Origin of the sequence: Prevotella sp. Rep29, from assembly GCF_019551475.1 — a bacterium.
Lineage (GTDB): Bacteria > Bacteroidota > Bacteroidia > Bacteroidales > Bacteroidaceae > Prevotella.
Genome location: NZ_CP047159.1, coordinates 1,786,310 through 1,806,158, shown reverse-complemented (window position 1 = coordinate 1,806,158; position 19,849 = coordinate 1,786,310). Strand labels below are relative to the sequence as shown.

Annotated in this window: 16 protein-coding genes; 2 read left to right on the top strand and 14 right to left on the bottom strand. The window is 46.4% G+C overall.

All coding sequences use genetic code 11. The annotated features are described in order from the left end of the window. Positions 1 to 39: 39 nt before the first annotated feature. From galK to GRF55_RS07655, 11 genes are all read right to left on the bottom strand, one after another. Positions 40 to 1,203 (bottom strand): galactokinase, encoded by a 1,164-nt coding sequence (galK, locus tag GRF55_RS07705; protein WP_220367866.1) that lies wholly within the window; start codon positions 1,201 to 1,203, stop codon positions 40 to 42. A gap of 35 nt (positions 1,204 to 1,238) precedes the next feature. Further along, positions 1,239 to 2,531, bottom strand: a complete 1,293-nt coding sequence (locus GRF55_RS07700; protein ID WP_220367865.1) for an MFS transporter — start codon at positions 2,529 to 2,531, stop codon at positions 1,239 to 1,241. A gap of 39 nt (positions 2,532 to 2,570) precedes the next feature. Next, positions 2,571 to 3,662: an aldose epimerase family protein gene (locus GRF55_RS07695; RefSeq protein ID WP_220367864.1), complete on the bottom strand. Its 1,092-nt coding sequence runs from the start codon at positions 3,660 to 3,662 to the stop codon at positions 2,571 to 2,573. A 132-nt stretch (positions 3,663 to 3,794) separates the two neighbouring features. After that, positions 3,795 to 5,015, bottom strand: coding sequence for a folylpolyglutamate synthase/dihydrofolate synthase family protein (locus tag GRF55_RS07690; RefSeq protein ID WP_220367863.1), 1,221 nt, complete (start codon positions 5,013 to 5,015; stop codon positions 3,795 to 3,797). A gap of 814 nt (positions 5,016 to 5,829) precedes the next feature. Then, on the bottom strand, positions 5,830 to 6,984 hold the full coding sequence (gene dnaJ, locus GRF55_RS07685) for a molecular chaperone DnaJ (protein WP_220367862.1): 1,155 nt from the start codon (positions 6,982 to 6,984) through the stop codon (positions 5,830 to 5,832). A 52-nt stretch (positions 6,985 to 7,036) separates the two neighbouring features. Beyond that, a complete protein-coding gene (locus GRF55_RS07680) occupies positions 7,037 to 7,636 on the bottom strand; it encodes a nucleotide exchange factor GrpE (protein WP_220367861.1) in 600 nt (199 codons plus the stop codon). 58 nt (positions 7,637 to 7,694) lie between these two features. Further along, positions 7,695 to 9,308: an ABC-F family ATP-binding cassette domain-containing protein gene (locus GRF55_RS07675; protein WP_220367860.1), complete on the bottom strand. Its 1,614-nt coding sequence runs from the start codon at positions 9,306 to 9,308 to the stop codon at positions 7,695 to 7,697. 711 nt (positions 9,309 to 10,019) lie between these two features. After that, the gene (locus GRF55_RS07670; protein WP_220367859.1) at positions 10,020 to 10,463 is read right to left on the bottom strand and encodes a hypothetical protein; all 444 of its coding nucleotides are present in this window, start codon (positions 10,461 to 10,463) and stop codon (positions 10,020 to 10,022) included. Between the two features lie 122 nt (positions 10,464 to 10,585). Beyond that, positions 10,586 to 11,182: a hypothetical protein gene (locus GRF55_RS07665; protein ID WP_220367858.1), complete on the bottom strand. Its 597-nt coding sequence runs from the start codon at positions 11,180 to 11,182 to the stop codon at positions 10,586 to 10,588. Positions 11,183 to 11,187: 5 nt separating this feature from the next. Continuing rightward, positions 11,188 to 11,688 (bottom strand): hypothetical protein, encoded by a 501-nt coding sequence (locus GRF55_RS07660; protein ID WP_220367857.1) that lies wholly within the window; start codon positions 11,686 to 11,688, stop codon positions 11,188 to 11,190. A gap of 5 nt (positions 11,689 to 11,693) precedes the next feature. Beyond that, entirely contained in the window at positions 11,694 to 14,402 is a 2,709-nt protein-coding gene (locus tag GRF55_RS07655; RefSeq protein ID WP_220367856.1) for an FtsK/SpoIIIE domain-containing protein, read from the bottom strand. Between the two features lie 462 nt (positions 14,403 to 14,864). Here GRF55_RS07655 and GRF55_RS07650 point away from each other — a divergent pair, with 462 nt between their 5' ends. Both GRF55_RS07650 and GRF55_RS07645 read left to right on the top strand, forming a co-directional pair. Beyond that, on the top strand, positions 14,865 to 15,755 hold the full coding sequence (locus GRF55_RS07650; protein WP_220369659.1) for an RluA family pseudouridine synthase: 891 nt from the start codon (positions 14,865 to 14,867) through the stop codon (positions 15,753 to 15,755). Positions 15,756 to 15,778: 23 nt separating this feature from the next. Further along, positions 15,779 to 15,934: a hypothetical protein gene (locus tag GRF55_RS07645; protein WP_220367855.1), complete on the top strand. Its 156-nt coding sequence runs from the start codon at positions 15,779 to 15,781 to the stop codon at positions 15,932 to 15,934. 247 nt (positions 15,935 to 16,181) lie between these two features. On the opposite strand, the gene GRF55_RS07640 is transcribed toward GRF55_RS07645, so the two are convergent. The 3 genes from GRF55_RS07640 to GRF55_RS07630 all read right to left on the bottom strand — a co-directional run bounded on the left by GRF55_RS07640 (position 16,182) and on the right by GRF55_RS07630 (position 19,836). After that, positions 16,182 to 18,443, bottom strand: a complete 2,262-nt coding sequence (locus tag GRF55_RS07640) for a GH92 family glycosyl hydrolase (RefSeq protein WP_220367854.1) — start codon at positions 18,441 to 18,443, stop codon at positions 16,182 to 16,184. Between the two features lie 258 nt (positions 18,444 to 18,701). Then, positions 18,702 to 19,169, bottom strand: coding sequence for a nucleoside deaminase (locus GRF55_RS07635; RefSeq protein WP_220367853.1), 468 nt, complete (start codon positions 19,167 to 19,169; stop codon positions 18,702 to 18,704). A gap of 52 nt (positions 19,170 to 19,221) precedes the next feature. Next, positions 19,222 to 19,836: an HD domain-containing protein gene (locus GRF55_RS07630; RefSeq protein WP_255563754.1), complete on the bottom strand. Its 615-nt coding sequence runs from the start codon at positions 19,834 to 19,836 to the stop codon at positions 19,222 to 19,224. Positions 19,837 to 19,849: the final 13 nt, after the last annotated feature.

The following is a 19,849-nucleotide window of genomic DNA, read 5'->3' as shown; positions in this document are numbered from 1 at the left end:
GTGCCCGTCGTTCGTAAACAGCCGTCGTTTCGGAGGGGCTTAGCAAAGCCTGCGCGCCCCGTCGCCAATCACGACGTCAATCACTTGCGGCTCCTTGCCATACTTCTCGGCATAGCGCCGCTTAGCCTCACGGATGAAACCGTCGTAAAGTTCGTCTTTCACCAGATTGATGGTGCAGCCGCCGAAGCCGCCGCCCATGATGCGCGAACCGGTAACACCACATTCCTTGGCAATGTCGTTGAGGAAGTCAAGCTCCTCGCAGCTCACCGCATACTCCTTGGAAAGCCCCTCGTGAGTCTCATACATCTTCTTGCCCACGGTCTCATAGTCGCCCGCAACAAGGGCGTCGCAAACCGTCAGCACACGGTCTTTCTCTCCAAGAACGAAATGAGCGCGTGTGTAGTCCGCCTCGCCAACCTCTGCGCGGACCTCTTCCAGCTGCTCCCACGAGCAGTCGCGCAGCGTCTCAAACTTCTCCTCTGGATGCTTGGCGGCAATATGCTTCACCACGTTTTCGCACGAATTGCGACGGTCGTTGTACGGCGAACCGACGAGTTCATGCTTCACACACGAATTCAACAACACCAGTTTGTAGCCTTTGGGGTCGAACGGAAAATACTCGAACTCACGCGAACGGCAGTCCAGGCGCATCAGCTTGCCAGCCTGTCCGAACACACTCGCAAACTGGTCCATGATGCCGCAGTTCACGCCCACATAGTTGTGTTCGGTAGCCTGTCCTGCAAGCGCCAAGTCCCATTTTTCAACTTTATTGTCGCCAAATATGTCATTCAACGCGAAAGCAAAGCAACTCTCGAGCGCAGCCGACGACGACATGCCCGCGCCCAAAGGAACGTCGCCCGAGAAAGCCGTGTTGAATCCCTTCACATCCACGCCACGCTTGCGCATCTCCTGCACAATGCCGTAGATGTAGCGAGCCCACGACGTGCGCGGTCCAACGGGGTCGTCCACCTTGAACTCCACCTTGTCCTTCATGTCAATCGCATAACAGATGACCGTGTTAAGACCGTTCGGTCGCACCTCAGCCATGATGCCGCAGTCCACCGCTCCGGGGAACACAAAGCCGCCGTTGTAGTCTGTATGCTCGCCGATAAGGTTAATCCTGCCCGGCGCAAAATAGATATTTCCCGTCTGCCCATCAAAATGCTTGATGAACCGACTCCTTACATGTTCAATCGTTACCATAGTATATAGCTTTAGTCATTATTCCCATTTACCATTCACTCTGCAGCCGACTTCTTGTTCTTGCAGCCCACCAAGCCGTAGAAAAGCAGGAACGAAAGCATCGCCACAACAAGCCAGTAGCTGTTGATGTCGCCCACACTGCGAGCCATCAGGTTCTGGATAAGCGGCATCACTCCACCGCCGACAACCATCGTCATGAACAGGCCTGAAGCCGAAGCAGTGTACTTTCCAAGCCCTTCCGTAGCCAAATTGAATATGCCACCCCACATCACTGAAGTGCACAAACCGCAGAGAATGAGGAACAGACATTTAACAGGAATCGTTCCGCCGGTAAACTTAAAGAGCACCAAGTCAACAGGCGACGCCTCAGAGCCGGGAAGGTTGAACGTCTTGCTTTCAGGAATCAAGATAGCCACCATAATCAGTGCCATTGCCACCGCTGACACGACAATAAGCTGCGTGCGCGACGAAACCTTTCCACTGATAAACGATCCGGCAAAGCGTCCCACGAGCATCAGCAGCCAATACAAAGCTGCAATGGTTCCCGCAATGGCAACACTTCCCAGTACGCCGCCAGGTTCGCTCAGGTAGAATATCATCTGTCCGGGGATGCCCACCTCAATGCCGACATAGAAGAAAATGGCAATGATACCTAACACAAGGTGGCGATAACCCAGCGCTCCCTTGATGCCAGCCACCGCGTCCGACTTCTCCGTCTCAGGCTCGGTAATCTTGGTAAAGTAGATGATGACAAACGACAGGGCAAAGATTGCCATCGCAATCATCAGCAGGGGAGCAACGGCAGTCATCGACGTGTCCTTCGTAATCGTTCCAATCATCGAACCCGCCAGAAGCGGTGTCAGCGTACCTGCCAGAGAGTTCAGCGTGCCACCGGTCTGAATCAGCTGGTTACCACGGTTGCCACCGCCACCCAACAGGTTGAGCATCGGGTTGACAACGGTGTTGAGGATACACACGCAGAAACCGCAGATGAATGCGCCAGCCAGATAGACAATGTATGTGCTGATGGCATTTGCATCAAGCGTGCTCGACAGATATTGTACGCAGATTCCGATGAATCCGAGTGCCAAGGCAACGAGCGCTGTCTTCTTGTAGCCGATTTTCGTAATCATCATACCTGCAGGGATACCCATGAAGAGGTAAGCTGCGAAGTTCATCATGTTACCCATCATTCCTGCCCACTCGTAATGTTCTTTCCAGATGGTGCCGAATGGTGCCGCCATGTTCGTGACGAACGAAATCATGGCGAAGAGGAACATCATGGCGATGATAGCCACGACGGTTCCGTTGTTTTTAGTTTGTGTCATAATCTTTTTATTTTTAATAATTGAAACCTATTGTTTTTTCTATTTGACGACGCCGAACCGATAGATGGTCTTCTGCTTGTATTTCTCATTCGGGCGCAGCACGACCGATGGGAAATAGGGGTGATTGGGCGTGTCGGGGAAGTGTTGCGCCTCAAAACAGATGGCGCTCCGTCTCGGGAAGGTTGCGCCGTGCTGTCCCTTGTAGCCGTCAGCCCAGTTGTCTGTATAGACCTGCATTCCCGGTTCCGTCGTATATACTTCCATTGTTCGCCCGCTGTTCGGCTCAACGATGCGTGCGGCAAACGAGAGTTCGCCCTCTTCCTGCTTGTTCAGTACAAAGCAATGGTCGTAGCCGGCTCCGTTCTTGATTTGTTCGTGGTCGGCATCAATGTCCTGTCCGATAGGTTTCGCCTGTCGGAAGTCGAACGGAGTGCCCTCCACGAAACGGATTTCACCCGTCGGGATGGAGGTCTCGTCTATGGGGAGGTAATAGTTGGCGTTGATTTCGCACTCCAGGTTTTCAATCGTTGGAGTGGGGTTGGCAATGCCGGCAAGTGAGAAGAATCCGTGGCTTGTGAGATTGATGATGGTCTTCTTGTTGGTCGTTGCCATGTATTCGATGCTCAGTTCGTTGTCTTCCGTGAGCGAATAGACCACGGTCACCTTCAGTTCGCCCGTATAACCTTCTTCGCCGTAGGCTGAAACAAGATTCAGGACCAGCGTGTGGTCGTTCATCTGCAGCGCATCCCATACCCGTGCGTGGAAACCTTTCGGACCACCGTGCAAGGCGTTCGGTCCGTTGTTGATAGCCAACTGGTATTCTTTCCCCTTCAAGTGGAACTTGCCTCTGGCTATGCGGTTGGCATATCTGCCGATGAGTGTGGAGAGGAACGGCTCCGGCGAGTTGATGACATCTTGGATGTTGTCGTGCCCCTGGATGATGTTGGCATGCTTGCCTTCTCGGTCGGGCATCATAATGGCAACGATGGCTCCACCGTAGTTGGTGATGGCGACTTCGTTGCCGACATTGTTCTTCAAGAGATATAGGTCAGTCTCTTTTCCGTTGATCGTGGTCTGGAAATCAGTTCTTTTCAGACCACAGATATTTTCTGTTTCTTGTGAGTTTACCATAATGTCAAAATTTAAGTAATTATGTCTTTTGCAAAGAAACAAAAAAATAATGAGAAAAACGAACGAATCGATAAAAAATGCGCATGGCGATATGTTAAAACACGTAAAAGGCTTGCGCGGAGAGGGGCTGGCTTATCCGAATGCGGCAAGGAAATCGGCTACGATATAGCTGCTCCCGCCCACGAAGATGAAGTCTTCGGCTGCCGCCTCTTCCTGTGCTTTCCGGAAAGCCTGCTCCACGGTGGTGAAGACACGGCTCTGCAGTCCTATATGGTCGCCGATGCGCTTGACCTCCGTTTCCGGAATGGCACGTTTCGTGGAAGCCTTTGTAAAGTAATAGACCGCCTCGCGCGGCAGCATCTTCATGACTTCCTGAATGTCTTTGTCATCCACCATGCCGAAGACGATGCGCAACTGCTTGCAATCTTGTCTGGCGAGCATCTTGCTCAGATATTCCCATCCGGCAACGTTGTGCCCCGTGTCGCACACGACGGTGGGGCGCTCCTGCATCGTCTGCCACCGCCCCATGAGTCCCGTATATTCGCAGACGTTCGCCATACCTTCCCTGATGTGCTCACCTTTCAGTCCCAACAGCATGGCGGCACAAATCACCGTCTGTTTGTTCTTTTGCTGATAGCTGCCCGTTAGTTCGTATTCCACGTCCTGCAGTTGGGCGTCAAATTCCTCCGCGAAATAGAGCGGAGCACGTTTCTCGCGGGCTGTCCGTTCGAACACGGGACGCGTCTGTTCCGTATATTCGCCGACGACGGCGGGCACGTTTGCCTTGATGATTCCTGCTTTCTCTCCGGCAATCTCCTCCAGCGTATTGCCGAGAAACTGCGTGTGGTCGAACGAGATGTTGGTGATAATCGAAAGGATGGGGGAGATGATGTTCGTGCAGTCCAGCCGTCCGCCAAGCCCCACCTCAATGACGGCGATATCTACCTGCTGCTCAGCGAAATATTTGAACGCCAAAGCCGTCGTCAGTTCGAAGAATGAGGGGTGGAGCGGTTCGAAGAAATGGCGTTCCTTCTCCACAAAGTCGATGACATACTGCTCGCTGATGCACACTCCGTTGATGCGTATCCGCTCGCGGAAATCCACCAAGTGGGGCGAAGTGTATAGTCCCACCCTGTAGCCGGCGCTTTGCAAGATGGCTGCCAGCGTGTGCGAGACCGACCCCTTTCCGTTCGTTCCTGCCACGTGAATGGTCTTATACTTGCGGTGCGGATGTCCGAAATGTTCGTCCAGCGCTTCCGTTGTCTGCAGTCCCGGCTTGTATGCTGATGCCCCTACGTGCTCAAAGACCGGGGTGCTGTTGAAAAGATACTCTACGGTTTCTTGGTAGTTCATGTTCTCTTTTTTATTTGCAAAGGTACAAATAAAATCTGAGAAACGCCTCCTTTGTTTATGATGCCTTTTTTGGTAAGTTGGTTAAAACTTAAATAAATTGTTGTTATTTGTTTAGAAATTAGTATCTTTGTACCATGAATGAGAAAGATAAGTTATTTAAGACAATTCGTTACATTTTAATTGGTTTAGCCATTATTGGACTTCTTGGTTACCTTAGTCTCTTTTTTGTAGATTATGGCAATCATTGAGTGTAAACTCCGATGAGGCTGACGAGGATTCTGCGATGTTTCTCATCCCGTTTTCATCATTCCACTCATTCAGCGGCTTGCCGCTTTTGTATATTTATGCAAGGGTGGGGCGATTGAGGGGTATTTTGTAAGCCATTGTCTTTCAATGTGTTAAGTAGTGCTTTCCAAAAGTTCAACTTTTAGCTTGCAAAAGTTGAACTTTTAGGCGGTGAAAGTTGAACTTTCAGAGTGCAAAAGTTGAACTTTTGGAAAGCGAAAGTTCAACCGTATATTTATACGCCCTTTTCCGCATGTTTATACATGGCGTTTTTTGTGGTTGTTTTCGTCGAATTCACGCATCGTGATGTAGGGTATCTTACTTTTTAGATGGGCAATTTCGGAGTTATGGAAGTAAGGTTCTTTGTTTGCAAAACGGGTCTTTAGATAGTTGATACAATCTCTAAGACTGACATGCGACGAAGAAACTTTTTCGTGAAAACCGTAGGTTGATAATAACAAAAAACCGCCCCGACACGTGCTGAGCGTGTCGGGGCGGTTCTTGTATGGTTGCTTTTGTGAAGCTGTCGTTAGTTGAAATAGTTGCGGAATTTCTGGAAGATGCTTTGTTTGGTTGCAGCATCTCCCTTGAAGTTGTCGCTTTCCTTCATTTGTTCGAGGGCGTTCTTCTCGTCGCGGCTGAGTGTCTTGGGCACATAGACGCTGACGTTGACCACCAAGTCGCCCGTTCCTCGCCCGTAGCCTTGCACGGCGGGCAGTCCTTTTCCGCGTAGGCGCAGGGTCTTGCCGGGTTGTGTGCCAGGCTCTATCTTGATTCTTACCTTGGTGCCTTCGATGGTCGGGATTTCCATTTGTCCGCCGAGAGCAGCCGTCGGGAAGTCGAGCAGCAGGTTGTATATGAGGTTGTTTCCGTCGCGGATGAAGGTGTCGTTCTCTTCTTCCTCGATGAACACCTGTATGTCGCCGTTCACGCCGTTGTGCTTACCGGCATTTCCCTTTCCGGGAACGTTGACGACCATTCCCTCGGCGACGCCGGCGGGAATCTTGATTTCCACCACTTCCTCGCCTTTGACGACACCGCTTCCGCTACATTCGCGGCATTTGTTCTTGATGACCTTTCCCTCGCCGTTGCAGGTGGGGCAGGTGGATTGTGTCTGCATCATGCCGAAGATGCTTTGTGTCGTGCGAGTTACGACACCGCTTCCGTGACAGGTCGGACAGGTTTCTGCCGCGCTGCCGTTCTCTGCGCCGCTGCCGTGGCAATGGCTGCAGGTCACGTCTTTCTTCACTTTGAATTTCTTCGTGACGCCGGTAGAGATTTCCTGAAGCGACAGGCGCACCTTCAGTCTCAGGTCACTGCCTCGGTATTGTGCCCTTCCGCGTCCGCCGCTGAATCCTCCGAAGCCACTTCCGTGTCCGCCGAAGATGTCGCCGAACATCGAGAAGATGTCGTCCATGGAGAAGCCTCCGCCGCTGAATCCTCCGAAGCCGCCCATGCCTGCGGGACCGTCGAAGCCGAACTGGTCGTACTGCTGACGTTTTTGCGGGTCGTGGAGCACGTCGTATGCCTCGGCGGCTTCCTTGAATTTCTCTTCAGCCTCCTTGTTGCCAGGATTGCGGTCAGGGTGGTATTTGATGGCAATCTTGCGATAAGCCTTCTTGATGTCGTCTTCTGAGGCGTTCTTGTCAACGCCAAGCACCTCGTAATAGTCTCTCTTTGCCATAGTTCTTGATTTTTTTTAGGACCTTAAGGACTTTAAGGACGTTAACGACACGTTATTGTCCGACAGCCACTTTCGCGTGTCGTATCACTTTGTCGTTCAGAGTGTATCCCGTTTGGATGCAGTCGATGACTTTTCCTTTCTTGTCATCGTCTGCTGCGGGCACCATTGCTACTGCCTCGTGGTAATCTACGTCGAAGTCAGCATCCTCGGTTTCGATTTTCTTGACGCCGAGCCCTTCGAGTGTCTTCATGAACTTCTTGTAGATGAGTTCCATTCCCTCTTTCAGTGCTGCCACATCGTCAGCTTTCTCTGCCGTTATGAGGGCGCGCTCGAAGTCATCGACCACGGGAAGGAATGCGTCAACGGTTTTTTCAGCACCGTTGAGAATCAGTTCAGTCTTCTCTTTGAGTGTGCGTTTTTTGTAGTTCTCGAATTCGGCAACTGTCCGGAGGAATTTGTCTTTCAACTGTTCTATCTCCTCGTTGGCAGCCTCCAGCGGGTCTTTCTCTTCAGCCTCCTCCTCATTTTCCGTTTCTTCTTCCTGTGGCGTGGTGTCTTCGGCTTCAGAAACGTTTTCTTCAGCAGTCGTTTCCGTCTCTTCGTTGATCAGGTTTTCTGCTTCTTCCTCTATGTTTTCTTTTGTCTTGTCCATAATATTTGTTGTTTTAATCTACAAACTCACTAACAAATTCCGTGCCAATATGGTTTTTTCAAGAATACATCTTCTCTTTTTGTTCCTTAATGGCAGTGTCGTAGATATAGTCGTCGTAGGTCATCAGCTTGTCGATGGTTCCGCTGGGAGTCAGCTCAATGATGCGGTCGGCAACGGTGTTGATGAACTCGTGGTCGTGGCTTGCGAACAGGATGTTGCCCTTAAATTGCATCAAGTTGTTGTTGAATGCCTGTATAGACTCCAAGTCGAGGTGGTTGGTGGGGGTGTCGAGTATGAGGCAGTTGGCATTTTTCAGCTGCATACGCGCAATCATACAGCGCATCTTTTCGCCTCCGGAGAGCACGTTCACCTTCTTCTCCACCTCTTCCTGTTTGAACAGCATGCGTCCGAGATAGCTTTTCATGACCACTTCGTTGCCCTGTCCGTATTGGCTGAGCCATTCCACGAGGTTCATGTCGCTCTTGAAAAACTCGGTGTTGTCGAGCGGAAGGTACGCCGTCGTGATGGTGATGCCCCATTTGTAGGTACCGGCATCCGGCTCCCGGTTGCCGTTGATGATTTCGAATAGGGCGGTCATCGCCTTCGGGTTGTGGCTGAGGAAGACGGTCTTCTGTCCTTTCTCGATGTTGAACGACACGTGGTCGAACAGCACCGTCCCGTCCGTATCGACAGCCTTCAGTCCCTCCACCTCGAGAATCTGGTTGCCGGGCTCGCGGTCCATCGCGAAGATGATGCCCGGATATTTGCGCGTAGATGGCGTGATTTCCTCAACGTTCAGCTTCTCCAACATCTTCTTGCGCGAGGTGGTCTGCTTACTCTTTGCCACGTTGGCAGAGAAGCGACGGATAAACTCTTCCAGTTCCTTGCGTTTCTCTTCAGCCTTCTGCCGCTGGTTCTGCGCCTGACGGAGCGCCAACTGCGAACTTTGATACCAGAACGAGTAGTTGCCGGAGAAGACAGTCACCTTTCCGAAGTCGATATCTACGGTCTGTGTGCTGACGGCATCGAGGAAGTGACGGTCGTGACTGACGACGAGCACACACTGTTCCAGGTTGCTCAGATAGCTCTCCAGCCATTGCACGGTGTCGAGGTCGAGGTCGTTCGTCGGCTCGTCGAGCAGCAGGTTGTCCGGATGTCCGAACAGCGCCTTGGCAAGCATCACGCGCACCTTCTCGTTGTTAGACAACTCGCTCATCTGCTTATAGTGTATGTCTTCCTTCACGCCCAGATTCTGCAACAGCTGTGCTGCTTCGCTCTCAGCCTCCCATCCGTTCATCTCGGCAAACTTCAATTCCAGTTCAGCGGCGAGGTTGCCGTCCTCTTCGGTCATCTCCTCTTTGGCATACAGCGCCTCGCGCTCTTTCATGTTTTTCCACAATGGCTCGTGTCCCATCAAGACGGTGTCCATCACCGAGAACTCGTCAAACTTGAAATGGTCCTGGTCCAGCACGCTCAGACGCTCACCGGGTCCCAGTTCCACCGTCCCCTTGTTCGGCTCCAGCTCGCCGCTGATGGCTTTCAGCAGCGTCGATTTGCCGGCACCGTTGGCACCGATAATTCCATAAATGTTCCCTGGTGTAAACTTGATGTTCACATCTTTATACAACACTCTTTTGCCGAATTGAACGGCTAAATTGGTCAGTGTAATCATTTTCTTCTATACCTTATTATAATAATGGGGTGCAAAGGTACGAAGTTTTTTTCACATTCAGGCATCCAGCCTCCTAAATCTTTTGTTGTCGTTTGCAACATCCAGTACACAAAAAAACTGAATGTGGAAAGAAAGTGTGGAAAAAGTTGCACCTCTGCAGGCGATGAAGACGAAATAAAGAATATGGCTTTTAGAGAAGTTTTATTTCCGCATCAACAACAAATATGTCGCCAGTTTCGTCTCTCAAGACATTTCTTGGAACCAAATCCCATTTTCCTTGGCAAATTGCTCAGCAACACGCTGTTCAATTTCAAGGTTGCCTACATGTTTTTCGCCATTTCGAAATTACGTTTCATATAGTTGGCAGCGTCTATGGAGTTCATTGGCGATTTCATAGATTTTTCTATTTTCTGGAGTTTCCTCTCCACAGCCTCTTTGTGAAACGGGTTGAGATATGTCATAACTCATTATTATTGAAGTTTGTGGCAAAGTTAAGCTTTTTTGAAGGAACTAACAAATATTCTTTCGTTTTTCATTTCAGAAAGAACTTTATTTAGAAATTTTAATGGAAAGATATTATAATACGCTTAAAGGCGCATCTCCGTTTAGGATGGTGCGCCTTTAAACATTTATAGATGTGTCGGTGTTATTTCAGTACCGCTTTTTTATAAAAATAATTATAGGAATCATTCTTTGAATGAATAAAACGTTTTAAGGTAATATATACTCTATAGAATCACTTTCTTCAAAGTCCTCAAATAAGTTTTCAAATTCAGGAGAGTCCTTAATATCAGTAAATCGAGCTGGATTTTCTTCATATTTTTCTAGTAACATGATGGCTTTTTCCCGCTGTTTTTTCGTTAAGTTTATATCTGTCTCAAGGAGTGCTCCTAAATACAATGCAGTGCTGAAATATACTTCAAAAAACTCTTTTCCTTCTTCTGTTCTTAAAAAATCATCTCTTTGAGCAATAGACATGTTGGCATATTTATCAATCATCATTTCAAATCCGTCAATGAGATCACCATTGTCCTTTTCATTTAATTGTGACGTATATTGCAATAATTTCTTCATGCGATGTATGTCAACAGTGGATTTTTCTTCACAGCTAATAAGCATGCAAATAAATGCTAATAACAAAAAACACTTTTTCATAATTTTATACTCCTAATACGTGTCGGGCGCAACTTCTAAATAATTAATGTATTTCTTGCAATTATTAAATGTGGCAGCAATAAACTTTCTGTGTTTTAAATAGTTTCTCATTGTAGTACGATTTAATTGCCACTGTTTAATTGTATGAGATTCTCCGTCAATTCAATATTTTGTCGTGTAAATGGAATGGAATATTCATCAATTAAATTCTTTATCTGATTAAGGAGAATCTCCACCTCTTTGATATGGTCGTTTTCGAACCTGTCTGAAGTTTGGACGGATAGACCATTTTCACGCATCACGTTTATGTGATGACGATATTCATTTAATCGTTCGTCCATAGTTTCTTTAAACTGATTTAAGAACGAAACTAACTGATTTAATTGCTCTAGTTGAATTTGATAGTCTTGTAGTGATGACATAATACTTAAATTTTTAGATTTAGGTGAATAATATTTTTTCTCTATTACATTATTAGTAGGTTGGAAGGATTCAGCTATTTCTACTTTTTGAGGGATTTTCTTGCTATTCTTGTCTGCAATACCTTTTTCATATCCTTTGTTGTAGCCATTGGTATAAGTATCTAAGGTTTTACTACCATTAATGGCAAATTTTAAAGACATTCCCATTCGGGTATAATCTTTTTCTTTACCATTTATTCCAGCGTTATAGCCATCGTCATATCCTCGGTCAAAATCGTTGCTGTTAAATATTCCCATGTTTGTTATTTTTTTAGAGCCATAATAATACCAATGATAATCGCAATAGCTAAAAGGAGTTCCCAAGTATGATAAACAATAATAATTCCGACAATTACAGCAACAGCAATACCAACCCCTTTAAGTATCTTTTTGTTACGCTCTTTTCTTTTTCGTTCTTCCTCTTCTAATCGCTGTCTACGTAAACGTTCTTCCTCTTCTAATCGCTGTCTACGTAAACGTTCTTCCTCTTCTAATCGTTCCTTTTCCAGACGTGTTTCTTCTATTTTGTCGTCAATGAGATTACGGATATTTTCCTCATTGAAATTTCCTTGCTCTATTTGCTGACAGATATCTTCTTCCAAATTGTACTCTAATATATCGTCCATGTTTTTAGAGAGAAACGTTTCTAAACGAGAGATTTTTTTTGTTTGTTTTTCAAACACACGTATTATGGAATTGTATGAATCTGATAGTTGACTAAGTTTTTCTGTCCTTTCAATATATTTTTCTGTAATATTCATCATAGGAGTTATTTTATTAATTGATTTATAAATTTTATGTTATCGTTAGTTTCTTTCAAAGTACACTTTGAATAAACGCGTATGAGATCAGGATTATAAGTTGTAAACTCATCTGGTGCCTGTAATAATATTGCCCCTTTATATTCTATGCGAGAAGCTGTTTGTTCTGTAATAATGCTCATGGACTTTCCACTATCAAGAGCAAGACGATTCTCAAATTCTCCGAGTGTATTTGCATCCAAAATTTCTTGTAGTCCTTGATAGGTCAAAGAATGACAAATAACGTGGATGCCATATTCTGGTCCTTCTTTTATAATCCGAATAAGTTTTTTTGTTGTTGGTGAAATATTGTATCCATCTTTTTTTAATTCCCTACAATTTTGCATATACAAAATGGACAATAACACCCGACCAGCTACCTGTTCTCTATTATTTTCTTTTTCTATTCGTAATTCAAGTTCCGAATATATCTCATCAACAATTGTACTAATTTGTTTTGAACTAAAATATTCCAAATTAGGAATATAACCTTTTGCAAATTTTAATCTATCATAAAATTCATTGTCTATATTAAAACTATCAATAATATAAAACTTACTCTCTTGACTACTCTGTTTAAATATCTGATAATTCATTAGTCCAATAAGAGTTATTGCAGAACGCAGATCATTACCAACCATCACGACATTCGACGCTTGTTGCTTTCTTATACGTATATAAGCATGTTCTGTACGAATAAACGAAGGCTCGCCTAAATACACATCGCAATAACGGTCATTTACTTTAAAGTCATCAGATTTCAGTAGTTCTCTAAACGGGACATTCAAGTCAATTCTTCCTGATGTGTTGCCGTCCGAAATAAATTGATTTAATTGTTCATTCGGGAATTCCTGTTCAAATTTGTCACGGATTTTTTCTACCAAAGGATACACGTCATCAATAAAGCCCACTTGAAAATTGATATTATGAGATTTCTCCCCATTCTGATTATTTATAATGGCATTGCCTATTCGTGTAAGTTTCAGTGCCCCATCGTTACCTAATATTTTTTCCGACTCCATATTAGACAGCAAACGGAAAGATAAACGCCAAGTAATATTCTTAATCGGAACATCAACACGTCCCAATCCTTGACTGCACAATAAAATGCTAATACCAAAGGCTCGTCCTTCAGTAAATAATTTATTTAGGGTTTCACGAATAACTCGAGAGATCTTGTCTTCATGTTCAAACAGTACTTGAAATTCATCCACAATTGTTAAAATACGTGGTAAAGATTTTCCTGTTTCTTTGCGATAAGTATGAATGTTTTCAATAAGTTTTCCTTTTTCTGAACTTGCTTTTTTAAAAAGGTCTGCACGATGATACATTTCATTTATCAAGGAGCCTAATGCACTTGCAGCAAACTCTCGATCATTTGATACGGAAAGAATTTTAACGTGTGGAAGCTTTTTATATGCATTAAATCCTGTACCGTTTTTACAATCAATAAGATAGTAATTTAACTCTTGATGTGAATACTCTAATGCACCCCAAAGAATGATATTATGAAGTAAAACAGTTTTTCCTGTGCCAGGCAATCCTCCTATCAATCCAAAATAATCATTAGTTTGTTTCCCAAAATTCAAATATTGTACTTTTCTTGGATTAACAAAACCTAGTGGAATTTTTATATTGTCGATTGCGCTACCTTTCCATATATCATTTTGCTGTAAACGCTGTTTGTAGTGTTCAAGAAAAGATACTTGAGTTTTTTCAACTTTTTTATGGTTGATTAGATTGATTATTTCATCTATATTTTTTGGCAAAGTATTGTCAAGAATAATATTAAAAGAATCATTGAATTTCTTTGAAAAGACAGAGTTTTCTATCTCATAATCAATGGGGGAATTTTGATAAATACGGCAAGAGATATCTGTAAAACGACTAACATCTATACCGAAAGCAGGTTTGTATTTTGTATCAATACTGTAAAAAATATGAATACCTGCTTTTGCAGCATTTCCTCGGCTAATTAAATTATAAAGTTTTTCTGCGGATTCTGCAGAGAAACCAGCAGGGAAGTTTGCAATAAAGACGAAATGATAAGGTTCCTGCATATCTGGGCTTGCTGCATTATATTCTTCTAAAGTTTCATAAGAAACAAGATGTTTCTGATATGATTCTATAACAGTCTGTTCCAATTCAGATATTAAATGATTAAGTTCGTTTTGGTTTGTTATAACTGCATTGCCTAATACTTTCTTGTCTATCCGATTTATTAAAGAAAAATCTCGCCCGAAATTATTATCAACAAAATAAAAACGACATAAATTTTGCGGTAAAGAAAGCATCAACCTAAAAGCCAAAAGACTAAACAATACATGAATTTCTTTTTGATCGTTTTCTTTTAAAATGAAAGATATAGCTTGGGTTTCTGTGTATGGAAGGAGTAAAGGCTTTGTAAATAACTGCTTTTTTTCACTATTGACATTGGTCGGATATAGTTTTCCTATGCGTAAGAGTTTTGGTAATCCCGTTTCCTGTTTTATACCTGTTAAAGACTGATTATCAAAATCCACCATACTGAAAGCAGAAAATTTGGATTCTCTTATCATACTTTCAATTTCAGAAGAAGTTTGCTGAATACTTTTAAAAATATCCTTTTCTTTTACTTCTTGTTCTTTTTTCAGTTTAATTCTGACCTGCTCAATACATTTTTCTATTTTCTGCGTCATAAGAATTCCTCTCTCCAAGCAGACTCCGAACTCAGATGTTTTACGTTTTGTGGATTATTTGCGTACATACACAAAAAAAGCGTGAGAGTCTGTACCTGTTACTCGTCCCGCTATACAAGGTCTTCGCATTACCCACTCAGTATGAACGAGCAACGCAGAAGCCCACGCCGAATATGTATATCTCACAATACGCGCCTATATATAATTAAGTATTAAGCGAGATTGCACAATTACATATCCCTATGGACATCTACTGTTGCCTTGTTTTGACTGAGTTTTCCAGAGTTTGCGAAGTTCTGTATAGCCAAAGACAAAGCGTCAAGTAAACGCCTTTTCCAATATATGTATTCTCCCACCCTTCATTGCGCCGGGCGCAATCTTCGGCGTGGAAGACACGGCAAAGATACACAAAAAACCTGAATGTGGAAAGAAAGTGTGGAAAAAGTTGTACCTTTGCAGGCGATGAAGACGAATGGATATCAACAGAAGGACCAGTATAGTCACTATGTGGTGCGTGAGGCGCAGCCGCTTTTGGAGTGGCTGCTGGAGAATCTGAAGCTGAGCCGCTCGAAGGTGAAGGCGACGTTGCAGGGCAGGGGCATCAAGGTGAACGGGAAAACGGTGACGCAGTTCGACTTCCCGCTGCAGGCGGGCATGAGAATCAGCGTGAGCAAGACGAAGAAGAACGACCTGTTCAAGAGCCGTTACGTGAAAGTGGTCTATGAAGACCGCTTCCTCATCGTCGTGGAAAAGGCAGAGGGAATCCTCTCGATGGCTGCCGGTGCGCGGTCGATGAATGTGAAATCGGTGCTTGACGACTATTTCCTGAAGAGCCGCCAGAAGTGCCGTGCGCATGTGGTGCACCGTCTGGACCGCGATACGTCCGGGCTGATGGTCTATGCCAAGGACATGGAGACGGAGCAGATTTTTGAGCACGAGTGGCAGCAGATTGTCTATGACCGCCGCTATGTGGCTGTGGTCAGCGGCGAAGTGGAGGAGGAAGGCGGCACGATAGCCAACTGGCTGAAGGACAACAAGGCGTTTGTGACCTACTCGTCGCCGGTGGACAACGGCGGAAAATATGCGGTGACGCATTTCCACACGTTGGCGCGCACGACGGAGCATTCGCTCGTGGAGTTCTCATTGGAGACCGGACGGAAGAACCAGATTCGCGTGCATTCGGCTGATATGGGGCACCCTGTCTGCGGTGATGCGAAATATGGAAATGGCGACGACCCGCTCCATCGGCTCTGTCTTCATGCCTACATACTGTGTTTCTACCACCCGGTGACGGGCGAACGGATGGAGTTCGAAACGCCTGTCCCCACCGCATTTAGAAAAATGTTTAAATAGTCATTTCTTAAATACGAACGGATATGGACAATACTGCTTATTATATTTTTGCATTGGTGTTGCTGATTGTGGTGTTCCTGCTGATCAGGAAGATAGCGAGCTGTCTGATAAAAATGGTCATCATGGCAATTCTCGTGGCAGCATTAGCATACATCTATTATTTCTATATCCAGCAATAGTTGTCGTTGGGCAATGTGTTTTTTCTGAGAAGGCAATATCGTTTTGCAACTCTGACAAACCAAATTCAGTGAAATTGAAGACCAAATTCACTGAATTTGGTGAGCAAACTCAGTGAATTTACTTTTCAGGAGTTGAACTATCAAAAAGTAAATCAACTTGATTTGGTTAAAGAAGGTACACAAAGACATGGGCGATAGGTCGCTGTCTGGTGTCTTTGTGGCTATGTTTTGCCGTCCAATCCGTTTCTTATCTTGTGCCTGAATAGATTCGCAGCGTTTTCCCCTTGATGAGTTCTTCATGTGAGATGCGGAATTTCTTCAGCGCTTTTCCACCGAGTGTCATGCTCTTGATGTAGCGTGCGTCGTTTTCCGCGCGTTGCGTTTCGATGACGAGGTCTCCGCCCGGATAGTAGCGTCTGTCGAGGTGGATGGTAATCTTGTCGAACGTGGGTGTCGTCAGTGTGTAGTAGGGTGAGCCCGGGCAGTCGGGATAGAGCCCTATCATGGAGAAGATTGCCCATGCCGACATTGTTCCGCAGTCGTCGTTTCCGGGAATGCCGTCGGGCGTGTCTTTATAGTGTTTCTCAAGCAGTTCGCCTACAATCTTCTGTGTGCGCCATTCTTCGCCCTTGAAGTAGCTGAAGAGGTATGGGTAGGCGATGTCGGGTTCGTTGGCAGGGTCGTATAGTCCCTCGTCGAACACGCGTTGCAACTTGCTGACAAACGCTTTGTTGCCACCCATCAGCCGTGCCAGTCCGTAGATGTCGTGTGGCACGTAGAAGGTATAGTTCCATGCGCTGCCCTCGTGGAATCCCGGTGCGTTGGAGAAGTCGGCACCGTCTTTCGGGTTGAAGGGAGTGAGGAACGTGCCGTCCTGCATGAGCGGTCTCAGCGTGCCGTCTTCCTTCGAGTAGTATTTCTTGTAGCGCAGACTTTGTTCGCGGAAGCGCTTGGCATCGGCTTTCTTTCCGAGTGCCTCTGCCAGAGAACTCAGTGCATGGTCGGCGATGTAGTACTCGAGTGCATGGCTCACGGAGTTGTCTCCGGAGGCGTCTGCGGCGTAGGTTCCAATCGGCACATATCCCTTTTCGAGGTAAGGGTCGTTGTCGGGTCGCATCTTGTTTTCCTTTCCAGGCAGCGTGGCAGAACGCCGGAAGGCTTCGTATGCCGTGTTGATATCGAAGTCGCGGAGCCCTTTCAGGTAGGTGTCGGTGATGACCGGAATGGATGGGTCGCCCTCCATCGTCCACGTCTCCCGTCCGTAGAGTTCCCATTTGGGCATCCATCCCCATTCCTTGTACATGGAAATCATGGAGCGCACCATGTCCGTCTGTTTCTCAGGATAGAGCAACGTTTCGAGTTGGTGGAGGTTGCGATAGGTGTCCCATAGCGAGAAGACGGTATATCGGTTGCCGTTTGTCGTTCCGATTTTCCCGTTTTCCATTTCGGGATATTGTCCGTTCACGTCCTGCAGGATGTTAGGATGCAGCTGTGTGTGGTAGAGCGCCGTGTAGAAGATGCGCTTTTGCTTCTCTGTTCCGCCCTCCACGGTGATGGTCTCGAGTGTTTTCTCCCAAGCGTCTCTTGCCTTTTTCCTGGTATCTTCAAAAGCGAATGTCGGCTGTTCCTTCTCCAGATTTTCACGGGCATTGGCAATGGAGACGAAAGATATTCCCATCTGCACCTCAATCTGTTCACCGTCCTCGCAGTCGAAGTTGAAGAAATAGCCTATCTCGTTGCCTGCCATCTCTTTGTGGTAGCTCGTGTAGAGCTTGTATTTCCCGTTGTCGCTGTCCCATGCCGCTTTGACACCGGTCATGGGCGGTTGCTTTTTCCAATATCCGCAGGCGTCGGGTTTCTTCGACACGCGCATGACGAAATAGACTGGGAATACGGCTTGCGCATTGTAGCAGAACGTGCCGAGCAGTCGCATGCCCTCAATTTCTGTCTCGCTGACCTTCTTGATCATTCCTCCGACCTCGTTGGTCAGTCCGTCGCCGATGTTGAGCAGGATATGCCCTTCGCCCTTCTTGAACGTGTATCGCTCGATGGACGAGCGGAGCGTGGCTGAGAGCTCGGCACGAATGCCGTATTTCTCGAGTTCTACGGAGTAGTATCCAGGCGTGGCTTGCTCGTTGCGGTAGGTTGTCCCATAGCTGCGGTAATCAACGTTGAGCGGTCCGCTTGTCGCCATGGTAAGAAGGGTTCCCATCTCGGGACATCCCACGCCGCTGAGTGTTCCGTGTGCGAAGCCGGTCATATACTTGTTGTTGTATTCGTAGGGTGCCGACCACCAGCGGGCATCCTTGTCCTGTTCGTTCAGGTCGGAGCCCATGACGTTGAAGGGCACTACGGACATCATGCCGTGGGGGAGTACCGCTCCGGGGTTGCATACGCTGAAATTGGTTGTCCCGATGAACGGGTCCACGTAATCGACAGGCTGCTGGGCGTGTGTCAGCATGCACATCATTGTCATGCTTGTTATCACGAGAAATGTTCTGACCTTCATGTTGCTTATACCTTAATTTAATATTATATGGTGTGTTCTATAAATTAGTATGTTTGTTTCATTCAGGTAGCGTTCTTTGGCTTTGATGCTCTTTGTTTCTTGTTGGCATTTTTCTCCTTTTATCCTTGACACATAGCCCGCTATGCGTCTTCGGAAAGTAAAAGAAGAAAACTGCTCAACAATCAATCAAACATCATCTAAAGCTAATTGATAGAACCCACCATATGTGTTGTTTGTTTTCTGTATGGCAGACAGGCATCAATATTCTGTTTTGTCTTCCTTCTTCTCCCATAGGCGGAAGGCTTCCAGAGCCTCTTTGCGCATGAGAACTTCCGACGGTTTCAGCCGGTCGGCAGGTTTCAGGTCGAACTCCTTGTAGATGAAATCGTCGTCGAACCCGATTTTCCCTGCATCCTTTCTGTCGTTGGCATAGTAAATTTTGTCGAGATGTGCCCAGTAGATGGCTCCGAGACACATCGGACAGGGTTCGCACGAGGTGTAGATTTCGCATCCGCTGAGGTCGAACGTACCAAGTTTCTTGCATGCCTTGCGGATGGTTGACACTTCTGCGTGGGCAGTGGGGTCGCAGTCGATGGTCACGTTGTTGCTGCCTTCGGCAACGATTTTCCCGTCTTTGGCAATGACGGCACCAAAGGGTCCGCCGCCTTTCTTCACACTTTCAATAGAGAGGTCAATGGCTCTCTGCATCAATTCTTTCTTGTTCATATCGTTTTTTTCTTTTGTTTTTATTGTTTTGTCAGGCAGATGCCTGTATGTTTTATTGTTCAAGACATTCCTCGTCAAATATGCGGTCGAACAGTTTGCGCAGTTCGTCGGGCTGTTCGATGAGGTTGCGCAGCCGTGCAAGATGCTGTTCGTTGGCAGAACCGGGAATCCATAGCTTGATGTATCCGGTTTGCGAGTATTTCTCCTGCATGTGTTTCATGAACCGTTGCCAGTGCATCTCCCTGCTTGTTCCGGAAGGTTCGTGGCTGAGTCCAAATTCGATGGTCCGCCGTATGACGGTTTCCGGTTCCAGGTCGCGGTCAGCTTCAGCGACAATTTTCCCATAGATGCTTCTCGGACTGCGGCTTGCCGATGCCCGATGGTCTTCTACGGCTTCGCGCATGATGCGCCGCTGCTCGTCGGAGAACCACTTTTTCAGGCGGGCGTCGGCTGCCAGGATTTTCCCACTGGTGAGGTGATGGATGGCACGTTGCCCTTCGAGTCCCAAATCATGATAGGCAGCGATGGCGTATGCCATGTTGACATCCGCGCCGATGCGCTTAGCCAGTTCGACGGAACGGTTGATGACACGCATGGCATGTGTCACGTTGTGCGCCTTGTCAAATGAATTGTAACGCGGAAGAATGTTCTGCTCTACAAATTCCATTAAGTCAAGTGTT